The 16,915-nt window shown below is 36.3% G+C and carries 15 protein-coding genes; 7 read left to right on the top strand and 8 right to left on the bottom strand.

Annotation, left to right across the window (positions count from 1 at the left end; all coding sequences use genetic code 11):
* The first annotated feature begins 68 nt into the window (after positions 1-68).
* Positions 69-1,586, top strand: a complete 1,518-nt coding sequence (locus ACPF63_RS13535) for an NAD(P)H-hydrate dehydratase (RefSeq protein ID WP_426480266.1) — start codon at positions 69-71, stop codon at positions 1,584-1,586.
* Between the two features lie 120 nt (positions 1,587-1,706).
* Here ACPF63_RS13535 and lgt read toward each other — a convergent pair whose 3' ends face one another.
* Both lgt and yidD read right to left on the bottom strand, forming a co-directional pair.
* Positions 1,707-2,510, bottom strand: coding sequence for a prolipoprotein diacylglyceryl transferase (lgt, locus tag ACPF63_RS13530; protein WP_257469013.1), 804 nt, complete (start codon positions 2,508-2,510; stop codon positions 1,707-1,709).
* Between the two features lie 503 nt (positions 2,511-3,013).
* Positions 3,014-3,265, bottom strand: coding sequence for a membrane protein insertion efficiency factor YidD (gene yidD, locus ACPF63_RS13525; protein ID WP_047423501.1), 252 nt, complete (start codon positions 3,263-3,265; stop codon positions 3,014-3,016).
* A 101-nt stretch (positions 3,266-3,366) separates the two neighbouring features.
* Here yidD and ACPF63_RS13520 point away from each other — a divergent pair, with 101 nt between their 5' ends.
* Complete coding sequence (locus tag ACPF63_RS13520) at positions 3,367-4,644, top strand: replication-associated recombination protein A (RefSeq protein ID WP_426480265.1); 1,278 nt, start codon at positions 3,367-3,369, stop codon at positions 4,642-4,644.
* Positions 4,645-4,692: 48 nt separating this feature from the next.
* Here the strand turns inward: ACPF63_RS13520 and ACPF63_RS13515 are convergent, their stop codons facing one another.
* From ACPF63_RS13515 to ACPF63_RS13495, 5 genes are all read right to left on the bottom strand, one after another.
* On the bottom strand, positions 4,693-5,130 hold the full coding sequence (locus ACPF63_RS13515; protein WP_077415052.1) for a hypothetical protein: 438 nt from the start codon (positions 5,128-5,130) through the stop codon (positions 4,693-4,695).
* Positions 5,131-5,246: 116 nt separating this feature from the next.
* Positions 5,247-7,478, bottom strand: a complete 2,232-nt coding sequence (locus ACPF63_RS13510; RefSeq protein WP_426480264.1) for a DUF2339 domain-containing protein — start codon at positions 7,476-7,478, stop codon at positions 5,247-5,249.
* Between the two features lie 111 nt (positions 7,479-7,589).
* Complete coding sequence (locus ACPF63_RS13505) at positions 7,590-8,300, bottom strand: hypothetical protein (RefSeq protein WP_426480263.1); 711 nt, start codon at positions 8,298-8,300, stop codon at positions 7,590-7,592.
* A gap of 364 nt (positions 8,301-8,664) precedes the next feature.
* Positions 8,665-9,513, bottom strand: a complete 849-nt coding sequence (pheA, locus tag ACPF63_RS13500) for a prephenate dehydratase (RefSeq protein ID WP_426480262.1) — start codon at positions 9,511-9,513, stop codon at positions 8,665-8,667.
* A 234-nt stretch (positions 9,514-9,747) separates the two neighbouring features.
* Positions 9,748-10,161, bottom strand: coding sequence for an acyl-CoA thioesterase (locus tag ACPF63_RS13495; RefSeq protein ID WP_077415044.1), 414 nt, complete (start codon positions 10,159-10,161; stop codon positions 9,748-9,750).
* A 136-nt stretch (positions 10,162-10,297) separates the two neighbouring features.
* On the opposite strand from ACPF63_RS13495, the gene dnaA reads away from it, so the two are divergent.
* From dnaA to ACPF63_RS13470, 5 genes are all read left to right on the top strand, one after another.
* The gene (gene dnaA, locus ACPF63_RS13490; protein WP_077415042.1) at positions 10,298-11,752 is read left to right on the top strand and encodes a chromosomal replication initiator protein DnaA; all 1,455 of its coding nucleotides are present in this window, start codon (positions 10,298-10,300) and stop codon (positions 11,750-11,752) included.
* 97 nt (positions 11,753-11,849) lie between these two features.
* Complete coding sequence (locus ACPF63_RS13485; protein ID WP_426480261.1) at positions 11,850-12,302, top strand: low molecular weight protein-tyrosine-phosphatase; 453 nt, start codon at positions 11,850-11,852, stop codon at positions 12,300-12,302.
* 2 nt (positions 12,303-12,304) lie between these two features.
* On the top strand, positions 12,305-12,805 hold the full coding sequence (locus ACPF63_RS13480) for a nuclear transport factor 2 family protein (RefSeq protein ID WP_077415038.1): 501 nt from the start codon (positions 12,305-12,307) through the stop codon (positions 12,803-12,805).
* A 4-nt stretch (positions 12,806-12,809) separates the two neighbouring features.
* On the top strand, positions 12,810-13,508 hold the full coding sequence (locus tag ACPF63_RS13475; protein WP_219072446.1) for an SAM-dependent methyltransferase: 699 nt from the start codon (positions 12,810-12,812) through the stop codon (positions 13,506-13,508).
* A 479-nt stretch (positions 13,509-13,987) separates the two neighbouring features.
* Positions 13,988-15,790: a lytic polysaccharide monooxygenase gene (locus ACPF63_RS13470; RefSeq protein WP_426480260.1), complete on the top strand. Its 1,803-nt coding sequence runs from the start codon at positions 13,988-13,990 to the stop codon at positions 15,788-15,790.
* A 185-nt stretch (positions 15,791-15,975) separates the two neighbouring features.
* Here ACPF63_RS13470 and ACPF63_RS13465 read toward each other — a convergent pair whose 3' ends face one another.
* Positions 15,976-16,866, bottom strand: a complete 891-nt coding sequence (locus tag ACPF63_RS13465) for a DUF4349 domain-containing protein (protein ID WP_426480259.1) — start codon at positions 16,864-16,866, stop codon at positions 15,976-15,978.
* Positions 16,867-16,915 lie beyond the last annotated feature (49 nt).

Raw genomic sequence — 16,915 nt, 5'->3', positions numbered from 1 at the left:
ATTTTTATTATTGAGGTGGCATCATAATGAAAAATCTTTTGTAATTTGCTTAAAAGTTTGTTTTACTTATGAAGATTTTTACCGCAGAACAGATACGCAGCTGGGATCATTTTACAATTTCCCATGAGCCGGTTTCATCCATCCAATTGATGGAAAGAGCTTCGATGGCTGCGGCCCACTGGATTTCGGAACATTGTAAAAATCATAAAAAACTGGCCGTATTTTGTGGTAACGGAAACAATGGAGGAGATGGATTGGCGGTAGCGAGAATACTGTACCTGAAAGGCTTTGATGTAGATGTATTTATAGGTGATTCCAAACGGAAATTTTCGGAAGATGCTTTGGTTAATTTGAAAAGACTCCGTGATTTGTCAGGAATTTCGGTCAGAAAATATGATCAGAGTGAACACTATAATTTTGATGATAAAACAATCATTATTGATGCTCTTTTCGGAACAGGTTTATCCAGACCATTAGTAGGTGAGTACAAAGAACTTGTTGAGCAGCTGAACGCCCGAAAGAATATTAAAATATCCATTGATGTTCCTTCCGGGTTGTCTGCAGATGAAATATTTGACAATGATCCAGTTATTCTGAAGTCTGATTATACCCTGACTTTTCAATGCTGGAAAAGAACATTCCTGCATCCCGAAACCGGAAAATATACCGGAAAAGTGGAAGTACTGGATATTGACTTAAGCAAAACCTATGCTGATACAACTGATGCGGAATACTTTATCATTGATGATCAGCTGATAGAATCTATATTCAAGCCAAGACAGGAGTTTTCTCATAAAGGAAGCTATGGCAAGGCTGCAATCATAGGAGGAAGTTACGGGAAAATAGGTGCTGCTGTTCTGGCTACACAATCGGCCTTAAAAACCGGAGCTGGCCTAACCTTTACGCTGGCACCGGAATGTGGATATGAGATACTGCAGACCTCATGTCCGGAAGCTATGTTTATAGCAGGAGGAAAGCAGTTTGTAACCAGCTTTGAGGTAGATAAAGATTTTATCTGCGGCATAGGACCTGGATTGGGAACTCATTCAGAAACTGGAAAAAGTTTTCTGAGCTTTCTGAAAAACTATACAAGCCCGTTGGTTCTGGATGCTGATGCATTGAATATTATTTCTAAAAAATCAGAAAATTTAAAATTAATCCCCCAAAAATCAATCATTACTCCTCATCCGAAAGAGTTTGAAAGGCTTTTCGGAAGTACGGAAAATTCTTTTAAGAGACTAGACCTGGCCAGAGAAAAAGCAAAAGAACATTGTATTTATATTGTATTGAAAGATCATCATACACAAGTTATTACTCCGGAGGGAAATGTATTTTACAATATAACCGGGAATGCAGGTCTTGCGAAAGGAGGCAGTGGAGATATCCTTACCGGAATTCTGACCTCACTTTTAGCGCAGGAGTATTCTGAAGAAGAAACCTGTATTTTAGGGGCGTGGTTTCACGGGAGAGCGGCTGATCTTGCTTCAGAAAAATATTCAAAAGAATCTATGCTTCCTACAGATGTTATTGGTGAATTCGGAAATGTTTTTGAGGAGCTGAACGGGAAAGTTGCAAAGAGCTTGTAACAGAATAAATGAGCTGAATGGCTTTTTAAAATAGACTTAAAAAGAAAAAGGCAAATTTGTAGCGCTACAAATTTGCCTTTTTTATCTTAAAACCGGAGTTTTTCAGTTTCCAGGGTGTGCTTATGCTTTTTCAATATATTCCGGTTTCTCATTTTCTTCCGGAGTGATCTTAAATTTCTTGGAAATGATCATAATAACAACTCCTGCAATCATAAACGGAATAGAAAGTACCTGACCTGTATTCAGACCTCCAATCTGGATGAATTCGTCACCTTGCGGCTCTTTAAGAAACTCAACAAAGAATCTGATGGCCCAAAGAATAATAAAGAACAAACCGAATAACCATCCCTGCTGGTATTTTTTATCTGTTTTTCTGTAAAGTATCCATAATAAAATGAAAAGAAGAACATATCCTACAGCTTCGAATAACTGGCTTGGGTAACGAGGTACAGTAAGACCGTATTCACTGCTTTGCTGTGGGAAAAGAAGAGCAAACGGAGAGTTTGGATCAGCAGGTTTACCAACGATTTCAGAATTGAAAAAGTTTCCCATTCTTACAAAAGCACCTCCTAAAGCTACTACAATACCTAATCTGTCGTATACCCAGAATGGATTTTTTTTGATGATTTTAAATGAATAATAAAGAGTGGTAAAAATCAAAGCAATAGTCGCTCCATGGCTTGCCAGTCCTGAAAATCCAGTGAATTTAAAACCATTTTTTGTGCTTATGGGTAAAAATACACTCCAGAAATCCTCTTTAAATAATTCCGGCTGATAAAAAATAACATGTCCTAGTCTTGCTCCAAGGATTGTTCCAATTAAAGTCCATGTGAAAAGAGGTTCCAGGTATCTCTGGTTAATATTGTCAATCTTAAAGATTCGGGTCATTAAAACATATCCGAAACCAAATGCAAATACAAACATCAAACTATAAAAGTGAAGGGTAAATGACCCAATATGAATTCCTTTTGAAGGATCCCATATTTTAAATGAAGTTTCAAGCTCTACTTTATCAGAATCTGTGATAGGTTTTGCAGATTTTACCGCATATTTGAATGTTGTAACATTTTCCTGGGTAGCAGGAGCATCTATCAGCTTGAAGTTTTTATCAAAAAACTGATATTTGGAATCCTTGAATCTTGCCAATGCTGAAGCCACATAATTATAATAAGCAGGTTCAATGCTGGATCCGTTAAGGATAACTACAACATTATTGTTAACGGCTCTGTCCGGAAAAGCGGTCAGGTCTCCCATTTCTGTGGTAGAATAGATTTTTACCGGAACATTGTTTCCGTTGATATCTAAAGTTCCGTCAGATAAACCCCCAGGGTATTCCTGTGCAAAAAGAAGCTGCGTTGTGAACGCAAACAGCACAAGATAAATTCTGAAAAAAATAGTATTCATTTTCTATTGATTTAATAGTTTGATTATTGACATTTATGTTTGGGTGGAACGGGATCGTAACCGCTGCCTCCCCACGGATGGCATCTTAAAATTCTTTTAAATCCCAGCCAGAATCCTTTAAAAATCCCATGAACCCGAAGAGACTCAATCATGTAATGAGAACAGGTGGGCTCGTACCGGCAGTTTTTGGGAAGTAAGGGCGAGATGAACCATTGGTAAAATTTTATCAAAATTACCAGCGGAAATGTAATGATTTTATTGAATGTAAGTTTCAAAACAATGCAAAAATAGGGTAAAAAAATGAAAATTAGTTTAATTTTGTTATAAGTTTCGGTGATCAAAAGTCCGGAACATTGATCTTAAAAAAAGAATTACTTTGAATCAAAATATTCCATTAGCTGAAAAATTAAGACCCAAAATCCTGAACGATGTATTGGGGCAGGAACACCTTACCGGCGATAAAGGAACAATCAGAAAAATGATTGAAAATGACACCCTGAATTCGCTGATTCTCTGGGGACCTCCCGGAACCGGGAAAACGACATTGGCTGAAATTATTTCAGAGCAGTCGGGAAGAAAATTCTATAAACTTTCTGCCGTTTCTTCCGGAGTAAAAGATGTTCGGGATGTAATTGATGATGCCAGAAAACAAAATCTGTTTTCAGGGAAATCTCCCATCCTGTTTATTGATGAGATTCACCGTTTCAATAAATCCCAGCAGGATTCGCTGCTGCATGCAGTAGAAAAAGGCTGGATTGTTCTGATAGGAGCTACTACGGAAAACCCAAGCTTTGAAGTGGTTTCAGCATTGCTTTCAAGAAGTCAGGTTTATATTTTAAAAGCCTTGAGCTATGAAAAACTGGAGGAGTTGATTGATATTGCTTCTGAAAGATATAATAAAGATGAAGCGACTGATTTTAAAATCCTTGAAAAAGAAGCTTTCATTCAATATTCGGGCGGTGATGCCAGAAAGTTAATCAATTCTATAGAATTGGTTTTGAATCAATATAAAAATTCAAACACCAAAGAAATCATCAATACTGATGTTCTTGAGGTTCTTCAGGAAACAATGGCGCTGTACGATAAAAACGGAGAGCAGCATTATGATATTATTTCAGCCTTTATCAAGTCAATGCGTGGGGGTGATCCTAATGGTGCTGTTTATTGGCTGGCAAGGATGATTGCCGGCGGAGAAGATATTAAGTTTATTGCCCGTAGAATGCTTATTCTGGCTGCTGAGGATGTGGGATTGGCTAATCCGAATGCGCTGGTGGTTGCCAACAATTGTTTTCAGGCGATCAATGTGATCGGGAATCCTGAAGCGAGAATTATATTAAGTGAAACAGCTGTATATCTTGCAGTTTCTCCTAAAAGTAATTCTGCTTATATGGCCATTAATGAAGCGTTGGCTTTGGTGAAGCAAACCGGAAATCTGCCGGTACCGCTTCATTTGAGAAATGCTCCTACAAAACTGATGAAAGATCTGGATTACGGAAAAGAATATAAATATGCCCATTCTTATGAAGGAAACTTTGTAGAACAGGACTTTCTTCCTGAGGAAATCAGGGATGTGAAATTATATGAGCCCGGTAATAACTCTACGGAAAAGAAGATTTATGAGGAGCTTAAGAAAAAATGGAACAATAAATATTAAAAATAAAAAAGGATGCTGAAAAACGGCATCCTTTTTATATTATTCAAGTTATTCGGTAGTATAGATAAACAATGTTTTCTTACCGTTGTAATCTTTTGTTTCTGCTCTTTTCTTGATCTCAGGATAGATCATTGTGCTGGTATCTGTAAATTCATAGCCTTCAATAAATACCGGATTGTCTGCCGGAAGATTATATTGAGCATTCATATTGGATAATGCCATTCTGTCGAGTATATTTTCTCCGTTTTTGAATTTGTATTCAGTCACCCCTTTTGTAAAAACAGAACTGTATTTTTTTAAACTTTGGGGAAGACTTGCCGGAGTATTGTATACTTTAGAAACCTGCAATACGTTCTTTTTCGCATTGAACAATTCTACTGTTCCGACGGCGTTGTCAGCGACTGCAAACTTCACAGCAGGATTTTTTTGCTGTGCAAATAAAGTAGCAGAAGAGAGTATTAAAAAAGAGTAGAGTAATTTTTTCATAATCAGAAATATGTAACTGTTAAAAACGTGATAAATATAGTTATTTTTTATAAAATGTGAATGAAATCTTAGATTGTTTTACATTTTATTTATAATAAAAACTTTTATCTTGAGTATCAGTCTGTAGTTTCCTCGCTTTTGTCTTTTTTATCAACCATGTTTCTGATGATATTTTTCAGTCTTTGGAAAGCGAAAGAACTTAATAATAAGATAATTCCGAGCGCAATAAAGGCGCTGATTCTTGAAATATTATCCATTTGCCATACATCATAACCGTAGAGTTTTAAAACCATGAGCCCTATCAATGCGAAACCAACCTTGTTATATTCCTGGATATCCTTTTTCAGCCCCATATAAATAAAAATACTGGCAAGAATAGTCCATATAATAGGAAGGTAGAGAATATTGAAGTGTGCGCTTGCTTCATAAGAATGAGGAATGTCATTGGAAACCATTAAAACATAAGAATGATGAAGCTCACAGCTTACGGAAATGATAAGTGCCAAAGACAGGATCCAGTAAGAAATTCTGACTTTATGAAATTCAGATGACGGAATGATTCGTGAAATTACATATATAAAAGGAATCCACTGAAGCAGATGCAGTAGGTAAAAGCTTAAATGAAGTTTTTTCGTTAAAACAGCCGTGACAACGGGTAGTGTAGAAACTGAAGTATTAAGAGTTATCAGAAAGAAAAACAGATAAATCAGAACGGTTTGAACATCACTTCTGATATTCAGCGGTTTTCTGAAAAGGAGTAATGTAAATAGATAATAAATACTGAATAGCAGTCCTATGCTGACAATTGCTGACCAGGGTATCTCTGAAACGTGGTAGGTAAGCTCAAAAAGAAGACTTAAATAAATAACTCCATAGCTCACCACGGTAACGAGGTCTTCAAAAAAGGTATTAACTTTTTTCTGTGACTCTTTTCCTGTATTTCTTAACAAGTATAAATTGATCATTATAGAAATGATGGTAAACGAACTGGTGATAAATGGAGGATTGAATATGATATTAAAATTTGTTGTTCCCAGATATTCTGTCCAGGTAACAATCTGAGCGATCATAACTAATGGAAAAAGAATGTAAAAGAAAATCTTGAAAATTTTATGACCTGTTTTTTTCCAGATAAAAAGAAGCAGGGTAGTTTCTATGGCCCAGATACTGGTGATAAGGTGGGTTTTAAACTGAATAGCGATGGCAATGGTGATAAGGCTGGTAACGAGTCCTGCAAATACAGAAAAAGCAATTCCGAAGTTTTTGCGCCCATATTCTCTGAAGAGCAGAATAGAATTGACTGCAGCAAAGACAAGCGGAAAAATAATTGGAGGTTCATAGGCTAAAGTATCGAAAATATAGAACAGTCCCAGAACACTCGAAAAATTAGCAAAAGCAAGTATTAAAATATCAGATGTTGAAAGTATACCTTTCCTGATGTAATCATGCAGGGCAAAAAGGTAAAAAATCACATAACTGATCATGTAGAAAGTAATGCTTAAAAGTTCAGGGCTCACATTCGTCCAATAAAATAGATAAGCGGTAGTAAAAATATAGGCAGTCCATCCCACGCTTTTCCAGTGTTGAAGAAAAGAGACAACCAGCATTCCAATATTTAAAAGAGTCAGGTAAATAAAAAGGAAAGGGTAGTTACTTTGCCCGGTACTGATCATCAAAGGAGCACTAAAGCCTCCTATTAAAGAGAAAATAATTAAGACTTCACTTTTATAGTAATAGGATAAGATAATGGATGCTGCTGTAATCAGTGCGGTGATAACAAAAGCTGTATTTTGTGTAAAAAGATGATATTCCCGGAAAGCAATGGTTGCCGTGAAATATAACACAGCAATTCCGCCTCCGGTTATAATAGAGGCAAATGCTGTATAATTCTTTCTGAGGAAATGTCCTGTAATAATAATTCCTGCTCCGGTACAAAAACCAATACCTGCTCTTGCTGTTTCTCCAATCCAGTTTTTATCTATAGCATACTTCACAAAATAACCGATTCCGAGAACAAGAGTAAAAATACCAATGATGGTAAGTGCATTTTGTTTTAAAAAATCAAAAACAGGAGCCAGCCAGTCTTTTTGAGCTGGTGTTGGGACTTCTTCATTTTCTTCCCCATGTTTTGTTTCTTCAGGAACAATATGATGAGATTGTACTTGCTGAGGAACAATAGTTTCTTCCGGTGAGTTTTTTTGATGAATCACTTCAGATTGAGCCGGAGCCTTATTTATTTTATGATTAAGGTCCGAGATTTCCTTTTCAAGTCTTCTGATTTTAGTATTCAGATTGTTGAAAATGATGAAGATTACTATAAGTATGATGACAGCAACAAGTTCATTCATTTCATTAGTTTTACCAAATATAAAGAAATGTTTGAAAAGCTATTTAAAAAATTAACCCATCACTTATACTGTGATGGGTTAAATGGTATAGATAACTAACAATATGTTTTACTAGTTGGATACTTTGTAAATGTAGAATGATGCAATACTGGATCCTAGAAGGCCTGCATTAATAACACCAGAATCTACAAGTCCAAAAGAGACTTTATCTCCTGCCTGGAATGAATATAAAGAGTTGATGCTGGAGTCAGAAAGTGTTAGGTTGATTGCTAGCGCAAGATTAATACCACTGAAAGGGCGAGTGTCTATTATTGTTGACACTGCTGCTCTGGTTCTTGCGATTCCAATTCCCGGCCCTCCTGATAATAATGATGCCTGTAGCCCTGTACCATATCTGAATGCAAATCCAATAGCATATACTCCTGTAGATGGGATGGTGTAAGAACCGTCAGTATCTGTAAATAAAGCTGCGCTACCTATATTTCGGTCAGCTGCTATAAAGTTGACAGGCTGGAAGGATGCAGGGAAAATTCCCACACTCAAAAGGTTGATACCGGTTGTTTTTTTTGCTGCATATACGGTAGTGTTGGTTCCTGATGCGGCTATTAACAGCGCAGGATCTACAGAGTAAACCTGAGTACTTCCCTGGTTAATTGCTAAAACCTGATAGCCAGGTAATGCTATAGCTGCGGGTGTATCTCTAACTTTCAGTGTTCCATTAACGTCTAGGGTTGCGGATGGAGTGGCTGTATTAATACCAACTTGCGAAAATAAAGGTAGGGTTGCGCATGCTAATATTAAGCTGTAAAGTTTGGTTTTCATGATCAAGATTTTTAATTAGTTGCTTAGCAAATATACAATAAAAATTACACTCGTCATTGTGAAATTTATAATTTTAACATTAATATGATGTAATATATTTAAGCATATATTTGTATTTTGGGTAATATTATTACATAATTTAAATACGAGTTATTATATCTGACGATTAATTATTCATCTGTTTATAAGGTGTTTAAAGATGAAATTTTCTCTCCATTGTGTGGATTATTTTTGTGATAAAAGAAAGATGTTGGACACCGGATTTTTCTCTATAAAAATTGTTTTTTTTTCTCGTTTTTAATAGGTTTAAAAGCAAAAACACTGCTTTAATGGCAGTGTTTTTAGTGTATTTATCTACTTTTTTCTAGCTCTCCAGGAGGAATTCTTTATAGTTTCCAAGAAAATCAACATTAGCATGGATAGATTCCAGTTCTTTGAGGGCGTTTCCATGTAAGACTTCTTTCCAGGGTCCTTCTACATTAATAAAGAAGAAATAATTGCCCAGTCCTGTCTTTAATGTTCTGGATTCAATTTTGCTGAGGTTCATCTTTCGCCATGCAAAAACCGATAAAACCTGATGTAGCCCACCTGGATGATCTTCCGGAAGGGTGATCAGCATTCCTGCTTTTTCTCCTAAGGTTTCCAGCTTGTTATTTTGGTATGTACTCTGTTGTTTAGAGATAATGATAAATCTGGTATGGTTCTGTTCGAAATCCTGAATATTACGGTTGATGATTTTCAGTCCATATAAATTGGCGGCAAACTGGTTGGCAACTGCTGCAATAGCAGTCTCCCTATTCTCTGAAACAAATTTCGCAGCAGCAGCTGTAGAAGAAAAATCCTGCTTCGGAATTTCCTTATAGTGTGTATCCAGAAAATGGAAGCTCTGTGCCAGGGCCTGTGGATGTGAATATATTCTTTCAATATTCTGAATAGAATTTTCCGGGTGAATCATCAGGTGATGCGCAATAGGCATTACCGCTTCTGCTTCAATTTTAATAGACGGGGTTTTATATAAATAATCCAGCGTCATAGAAACCGTTCCCTCAATAGAGTTTTCCAAAGGTACAACAGCCTTTACTGCTTCTCCGTTTTCAACAGCCTTAAAACAATCCAGAATACTGGCTTGTGGTAATAACTCTTCATCAGGAAACAACTGGGCTGCGGCAAGCTGGGTGAAACTGGCATGAGGTCCCAAAAATGCAATCTTCATAATATAATATATAAGGGATGATTAAAATAAAGGTACAAAGGTATTCATAAATAGAGTTCAAAGTTTAAGGTTTTGGGTTTTATGTTACTGGTTGCTCTTTTTTTGTTCCCGGTTGAACGGTTTTGTTATTATCCGAATATCTTAAATCTTGGCTCTTGTTTCTTATACCTTAAAAAATCTTCATTACTATTTCACAGAAAATTTCCCTGGTTCCTGCAACCTAATTCCTATCATCTAAGCTCCTTTCCAGTTCTTCTCTATCATTTCCATCAGAAAATCGGGGCACTTAATAATCTTGTTGGTTTTTGCATCCAGAAAGAATAGAGTAGTGGAAGCTTCTGTTATTTTAATATGCTCTTCATTGTAAATTTCATATTCAAATTCGATTCTTACTCCTGGAATTTTTTTAACATAAGTATGGATTTCTAATTTTTGATCATACAAAGCTGGTCTGATATACTTAATTTTATAGTCCGAAACAGGAAGCCAAATTCCTTGGTTTTCAATTTCATCGTATGAAATTCCTATGCTTCTGAAGAGCTCAACTCTCCCCACTTCGAAGTATGTTGCATAGTTGCCGTAGTATACGTATTTCATAGGATCCGTTTCTGCGTAACGTACTCGTATTGAGTGTGTTGTGTGTATCATTTTAGGTGCTAAATTATACATACAAATATATTTTTAAATAATCAATACCTGCAATATTTTTTTTTGAAAAGAAAAAATTGGACCTTTGTCTTCCTTCTAAACACAGTACAAACAAAGAATAATCGGGGCATAAAAAATGGATGACAATTTAATGATGATATGGCAGAAATGCCTTCAGTTTATGCGTGATAACCTGAACGCAGCTGAAGACAATTCTGACCTGAAAAAACTTGAAAAATCTTTCGATATGTTATTCGATAAGGTGCAGCCACTTTCATTAGTAGCAAACAACCTTACGCTTATCGTACCGAGCGATTTTTACAAGGAATATATAGAGGACAATTACCTGTCCTTACTTTCTGCTGCCCTGAAGAAAAATATTGGAAAAGGAGTGAAATTATGGTATTCTGTGATGGAAAACAGACCAAAAGGTGAAGAAAAACCAGTTACCATGAACATCAAGGGACAAAGTGTTCCTACTCCGAAAACACAGGAAACAATGCCACAAGGATTCTCTGCTAATATTGTAAATCCTTTTGTAGTTCCTGGAATAAGAAAAGTAAATATAGATTCTAACCTTAAGCCTGACTATTCTTTTGATAGTTATGTAGAAGGGGAAAGCAATAAATTTGCAGCCACTGTAGCCAGATCCATTGCAAAAAGACCTGGAGCAACTGCCTTCAACCCGTTATTCTTATATGGAGGTTATGGAGTTGGAAAAACCCACTTAGGACAAGCTGTGGGGCTTGAAGTAAAAAATCAGTTCCCTGATAAGGTAGTCCTTTATTTATCTTCTGAAAAGTTTATCCAGCAGTTTATCTCTGCTGCCAAAGCACATAAGCAGACAGAATTTGCGAATTTCTATCAAATGGTTGACGTACTGATTATTGATGATATTCAGTTCTTATCAGGAAAATCAGCAACACAGGATAGTTTCTTCCATATTTTTGATCATCTGCATCAGAACGGAAAACAGATTATCCTTACTTCAGATAAAGCTCCTGCTGATATTATGGATATTCAGGAGAGAATTGTTTCCCGTTTCAAATGGGGACTTTCTGCAGAAATCAAATCTCCGGATTTATCTACAAGAAGACAAATCATTGAAGATAAACTAAGCAGAGACGGAATTGTTCTTCCAGGAGATATGCTTGACTTCCTTGCTGTGGAAACGAAAACCAATGTAAGAGAACTTATCGGAGTAATTAACTCTGTGATCGCTTACTCTACCGTATACAAGAGAGACCTGAGTCTTGAATTGCTTAAGGAGACCATCAACAGGATTGCTGCCAACCAGAAAAAGATCATCAACATTCCTTACATCCAGGAAGTTGTATGTGATTATTTTGGAATCAAAAAAGAACAATTACTGTCAAAAACAAGAAAAAGAGAGATTGCATTACCAAGACAGCTTGCCATGTACTTCTCTAAAGAATTCACCAACTCTACATTTACTAAAATCGGTGAAGAAATGGGAGGGAAAGACCACTCTACAGTAATGTATGCTTGTGATACGATCAAAGATGTATCGAAAATTGATAAAGAAATCAAGAAGTACGTAAAAGACCTTACAGAAAGAATCAAACAATAACATTGTTGAACAAAATAAATTGAAATGAAGGATAGTTTTATTCTTCATTTTTTATTTAGTTTTGTTGGAACAAAGACTCTTTTTAAATAGATAGAATATGAAAATATTAATGGTTTGTCTGGGGAATATATGCAGAAGCCCTTTGGCAGAGGGAATTATGAAAACAAAGATGCCGGGAAACTTTGTGGTAGATTCAGCCGGAACCATTTCAATGCATGAAGGGGAGCATCCAGACAAAAGAGCCGTTAAAACTGCTGCCAACCATAATATTGACATCTCAAAACAGAGATCAAGACCCATTACCAGAAAAGATTTTGAAACCTTTGATAGGATCTACTGTATGGATATTGATGTATTACAAGATGTGGTTTCTAAAACCAGGAATGAAGAAGAACGACAGAAAGTATCTTTATTTCTGGAAGTATTGGGAGATCATGAAAATGCTGAGGTTCCAGATCCTTATTGGGGAGATATGAGCGATTTTGAAAAGGTCTTTCAGCTGCTGGATAGAGGATGTGATGCTATTAAGAACCAAATATTTCAATCATAATTATGAAAAAACTGCTGTTACTCCTCTTGGTAAGCTTTAATTTCTCTTTTGCCCAAACCAAAGATGAAATTGAGATCCGTAAAGTAATGGATGACTTTATGGGATGCATTAAATCCAGAGATGAAGCCAAATATCTCTCTTTATTTCAGGAACCTGTACTCTGGACCGGAATTTACAAAGACAGAACACAGGCCAAACGCCTTGAGAAAAATCCTAAGGCAGACTATTACTTTGCAGATGACTATAAGGCTTTTATCCAAAGTTTTAAAGATGACAAATCTGAAGAGAAATTTGACAATATTAAGATCGTGGAAGATGGAGCAATAGCTTCTGCCAATTTCGATTACAGCTTTTGGTACGACGGTAAAATGGAAAACTGGGGAAAGGAGATCTGGACACTGATGAAGATCAACGGAACCTGGAAGATCACTTCCGTTACCTTTTCTATGGATCTTACAAAATACTTCCCGCAACCTTCATTAAACGAAAGAACTAAAAAATAATACGATGCTTTTTTTACTCCCTGCTTACTTATCAGAAAACACTTCTATCAACCACTTTTCACCTGTTTTGAAGGATTATATCATGCAGACAGATTACTTCTTTGTGGAAAATGAGAAAACAGCTCGAAAGGTTGTTAAATTTTTTGCTCCGGAAAAGAAGCAGGCTGATCTGAAGTTATTTTTATTAGATAAATACACAGAAAATGCAGATATTAAAGAAGCTCAGGAACTGATGCTGAAAGGCCAGGACTTCGGATTGCTGTCAGAAGCAGGATTGCCTTGTATTGCAGATCCCGGAAATCTGATTGTGAAATGGTGTCATGAGAAAAACATCAGAGTAATCCCTGTTTCAGGTCCTTCATCCATTATACTTGCTTTGATTTCCAGCGGATTCAACGGACAGGAATTCACCTTCCATGGCTATCTTCCTATTGATAAAGGAGAGAAAAAGAAGCATATCACAAATCTTGAAAGCCTTGTTCAGAAAACCGGATATTCACAGATTTTCATGGAAACACCTTACAGAAACAATCAGCTTTTTGAAGATTTGTGCAAGTTTTTATCACCTAATACCAAGCTGTGTATTGCGGCCAATATCAACGACCCGGAACATGAATTCATCAAAACAAAATCTATAAAAGACTGGCAGAAACAGAAGCCGGAACTTCATAAAATTCCTGCGGTATTCGTACTTGGGAAATAGACTTTACTCCTATAGCTTTACAATCTAAGCATAGGAGTATTTTTTTTGTTTGAAAACTAGAAAGGTATTTTGAATTATTTCTCAGATCCTTTTTCTTTTTATTTGAAGAGAGATTTCAATGTTATAATTATGATTTCTTCTGAACTTCTCTTTTATTCTTCCAGCTATTCAATATGGGCTTAAATTGACATTATTTCAACAATGTGTGATAATTTTTATGTAAATTATTGTATTTTCAGGGTGTAAAATATTCTAATTATATATAATGCATTATTGGGCGTAAATTTGTAATTTAATTTATAATATTAACTATATTTTGTTATTTAATTTAATTTTTATTATAAATTTTATAATTTAAACTGTTTTCGTAGATTTAAGCTAATATTTTTCGTGTTTCTTTAATTATAAAGAAGGCGATAATTTTAGAATTCAATTTTGTATAAAATTGATCAAATAAACTCAACACCAAATACTTAAATATGATTACACGTAAAATTTTTTTTCCGGTATTGCTGATGCTGGCCATACTGGTACCTTCTTTAATTCATCTGTCTGCACACGGATATGTACTGAGTCCTGCTTCAAGAGGATATCAGGGAAGTCTTGATAAGGCTGCGCTCGGCTATTCTGTAGCATTTGGAAAATATGGCTCAGTAATTAATGAGCCCGGATCTCTGGAAGCCCCAAAAGGTTTTCCTGCATCCGGTCCTATAGACGGAAAGATCGCTTCTGCTAATGGAAGTATTGGCGGAGATACTACACTGGATATTCAAACAGCTGACCGATGGAAGAAAACAAATATCACCACCGGTGCGAATGCCTTTATCTGGAAATATCTGGCGTATCATGCAACCGCAAAATGGCATTATTATATGACAAAACAAGGCTGGGATCCTGGTAAACCTCTTTCTCGCCAGGATCTTGAACTCATTGGTACAGTTGTGCATAATGGTACACCACCACAGGACAATGTTTCCCATCAGATTACAGTTCCTGCAAACCGTACAGGTTACCATATTATTTTAGCGGTTTGGGATGTAGCAGATACTGCCAATGCATTTTATAATGTAATTGATGTTAACGTAACATCCGGGACAGGAGTTTCTACACCGGCTACTCCTACAGGATTAACCCAGCTTGGAGTTACCAGTTCTTCTGCTAAAATAGGCTGGAATCCACAGTCAGATGCCGTTTCATATAACGTTTTCCGTAATGGACAGAATATTCAGCAGGTAAGTGCTGCAACATTTGAAGATACCGGCTTGACTGCTAATACGGTTTATACGTATGAAATACAGGCAAAAGGTTCTTCAGGACTCACTTCAGGGAAAAGTACACCACTCAATGTAAAAACGAACAGTGAAGGTATTCCTGAAAAACCTACAGCGCCATCTAACCTTCATTCAATGAGCGTTACCGAGAACTCTGTGTCACTTATGTGGATGGCCTCTATGCATACACAAGGCATCAAAAATTACCAAGTGTTTGAAAATGGAATCAAGGTAGGAGAGACTGTGCAAACAAGCTTTTTACGAACCGGCTTAGCACAAGATACAGAATATCGCTATACAGTAAGATCTGTTGCGATGAACGATCAGCTCTCTGATATGAGTAATGAATTAAAAGTAAGAACTAAGAAAGTTACGCCGGGTAATGGTCAAACCTACTGTGGGGTAGAACAGTATAATACTGCCAATGCATATCCTACAGCCGGAACGAAAGTTTTCTACTCCTGTAAAATCTGGAAAAATAAGTGGTATGCAAATCCGGGAGAACTTCCGGGGACAAATATGGTATGGGAGGAAGTAAGTGTATGCACCGAAGGTCCAGGCTGTGAATCAAGTGGTCCGGTTACTTATTGTGGAGCACAGGAATATAATCCGGTGAAAAATTATCCAACAGCCGGAACGAAGGTATTCCATGCCTGCAAGATATGGGAAAACAAATGGTATGCGAATCCGGGAGAAGCACCTGGAAATAACGCTGTATGGAAAGTTTTAAATGATTGTAATGAAGGACAAAGCTGCAAAACACCGGGTCTTACCAATAAAGAAAATGATCTTTCAATAATAGTATCTGAGCATTTGATCAATTTTGCACCTGAAAGTTATTACAGCAAAATAAAGAGAGCAGATATCATTACTCCTCAAGGGCATCAGATAATGACCTTTATGAATCCTGGAAAGGACAATATGAATATCAGCCGCCTTCAGTCTGGAATATATTTTGTGAAAATCCTTTATAAAGAAGGAAACAGTATTACTAAAACCATCAGGAAGTAAATAAAACCAAGAAAGCTGTCTTTGTGATAAGGCGGCTTTTTCTTGTCAGAAATTATAAAAATATTTAACAGCTCTTAACAAGGCTATTGCATTATTCTTGTTTTAAAGACTATACTGGAAACAGTATAAATTGTTGATAATGCAGTAGAAACCCGGGCATCTTCGATGCCCGGGTTTTTTATATATTAGTTTTTATCTTTTTTCCTTGACTTCCATTTTTTCCAAAGAATGATAATAATAGGAATAAGCAAGAAGAACGGCCACAACGATACCATTCCCAGCAGAAAACTTACAAAACTGTTCCAGCCTTCAGTCAAAGAATCTATAAAACGGCTTCCAAAACCGATTTTTGAGGTAGCTGAGCTTCTCACTTTTTCTTTGTACAGATTTAAATTCAGTGTACTGTAATTCACACGGTCATCTATAAAACGAAGTCTGCCTTCTGCCACATCAATCTCATCTTCCAGTTCCCGGATATTTTCCTGAATTTCCAGCATATCTTTTGTCGTAGTAGCACTTTTAAGCATGTCACGGTATTTTTCAAGATATATCTTTTTGTTGGCCAGTTTTATAGCGACATCAGTATATTCCTCTGTCACATCATTGGATGAAATATTTTTAGACAAAACAGATCCTACTCCGTCCGAAAATGAGTTGATGAGAGCATCAAAATTTTTATGAGGTACACGGATGGTCAGCGTAAGATTATCATCCATATCGGTGTTTTGGAACTCCTCCTTTTGTATATATGCCTTATTTTTCTTGATAATCTCATTGACCTGATTCTGAGTTTTTTTAATATCACCCACCTGAATCTTCATATCTCCGTTTTTGATAATTTTTTTGGAAATTGTATCTGTTTTTTTTGGAGTATAAACATCTTTGTTTACTCTGTTTTCATCGGGAAGCAGTTTTTCAGAAATAGAAAGTGGCGGAGGCACAGGTACAGAAGCAGCAGATGCTTTATCTTCCGGAATAACTTCCATCAGATCGGCCTTCACTTCATATTTTTCACCGCCTGATTTGCTGCAGTTGATCAGAACAAGACCTGATAATAGGAGAATAATGTTTTTCATGGGTAAGTTAATTTTTAGGGGTATGATCAAAAAGTGTGCTTAAAAATGA

The organism is Chryseobacterium sp. R2ACT005, assembly GCF_049949215.1.
Taxonomy (GTDB): Bacteria; Bacteroidota; Bacteroidia; order Flavobacteriales; family Weeksellaceae; genus Chryseobacterium.
Note: the sequence above shows the minus strand (reverse complement) of the source record. Positions and strands in the feature narration are given on the sequence as shown.

Coding starts and splice junctions, on each gene's coding strand:
- ACPF63_RS13535 (WP_426480266.1), top strand. CDS start 69: ATGAAGATTTTTACCGCAGAACAGATACGCAGCTGGGATCATTTTACA.
- lgt (WP_257469013.1), bottom strand. CDS start 2,510: ATGTTTGTATTTGCATTTGGTTTCGGATATGTTTTAATGACCCGAATC.
- ACPF63_RS13515 (WP_077415052.1), bottom strand. CDS start 5,130: ATGAAAAAATTACTCTACTCTTTTTTAATACTCTCTTCTGCTACTTTA.
- ACPF63_RS13510 (WP_426480264.1), bottom strand. CDS start 7,478: ATGAATGAACTTGTTGCTGTCATCATACTTATAGTAATCTTCATCATT.
- ACPF63_RS13505 (WP_426480263.1), bottom strand. CDS start 8,300: ATGAAAACCAAACTTTACAGCTTAATATTAGCATGCGCAACCCTACCT.
- pheA (WP_426480262.1), bottom strand. CDS start 9,513: ATGAAGATTGCATTTTTGGGACCTCATGCCAGTTTCACCCAGCTTGCC.
- ACPF63_RS13495 (WP_077415044.1), bottom strand. CDS start 10,161: ATGATACACACAACACACTCAATACGAGTACGTTACGCAGAAACGGAT.
- dnaA (WP_077415042.1), top strand. CDS start 10,298: ATGGATGACAATTTAATGATGATATGGCAGAAATGCCTTCAGTTTATG.
- ACPF63_RS13485 (WP_426480261.1), top strand. CDS start 11,850: ATGAAAATATTAATGGTTTGTCTGGGGAATATATGCAGAAGCCCTTTG.
- ACPF63_RS13480 (WP_077415038.1), top strand. CDS start 12,305: ATGAAAAAACTGCTGTTACTCCTCTTGGTAAGCTTTAATTTCTCTTTT.
- ACPF63_RS13475 (WP_219072446.1), top strand. CDS start 12,810: ATGCTTTTTTTACTCCCTGCTTACTTATCAGAAAACACTTCTATCAAC.
- ACPF63_RS13470 (WP_426480260.1), top strand. CDS start 13,988: ATGATTACACGTAAAATTTTTTTTCCGGTATTGCTGATGCTGGCCATA.
- ACPF63_RS13465 (WP_426480259.1), bottom strand. CDS start 16,866: ATGAAAAACATTATTCTCCTATTATCAGGTCTTGTTCTGATCAACTGC.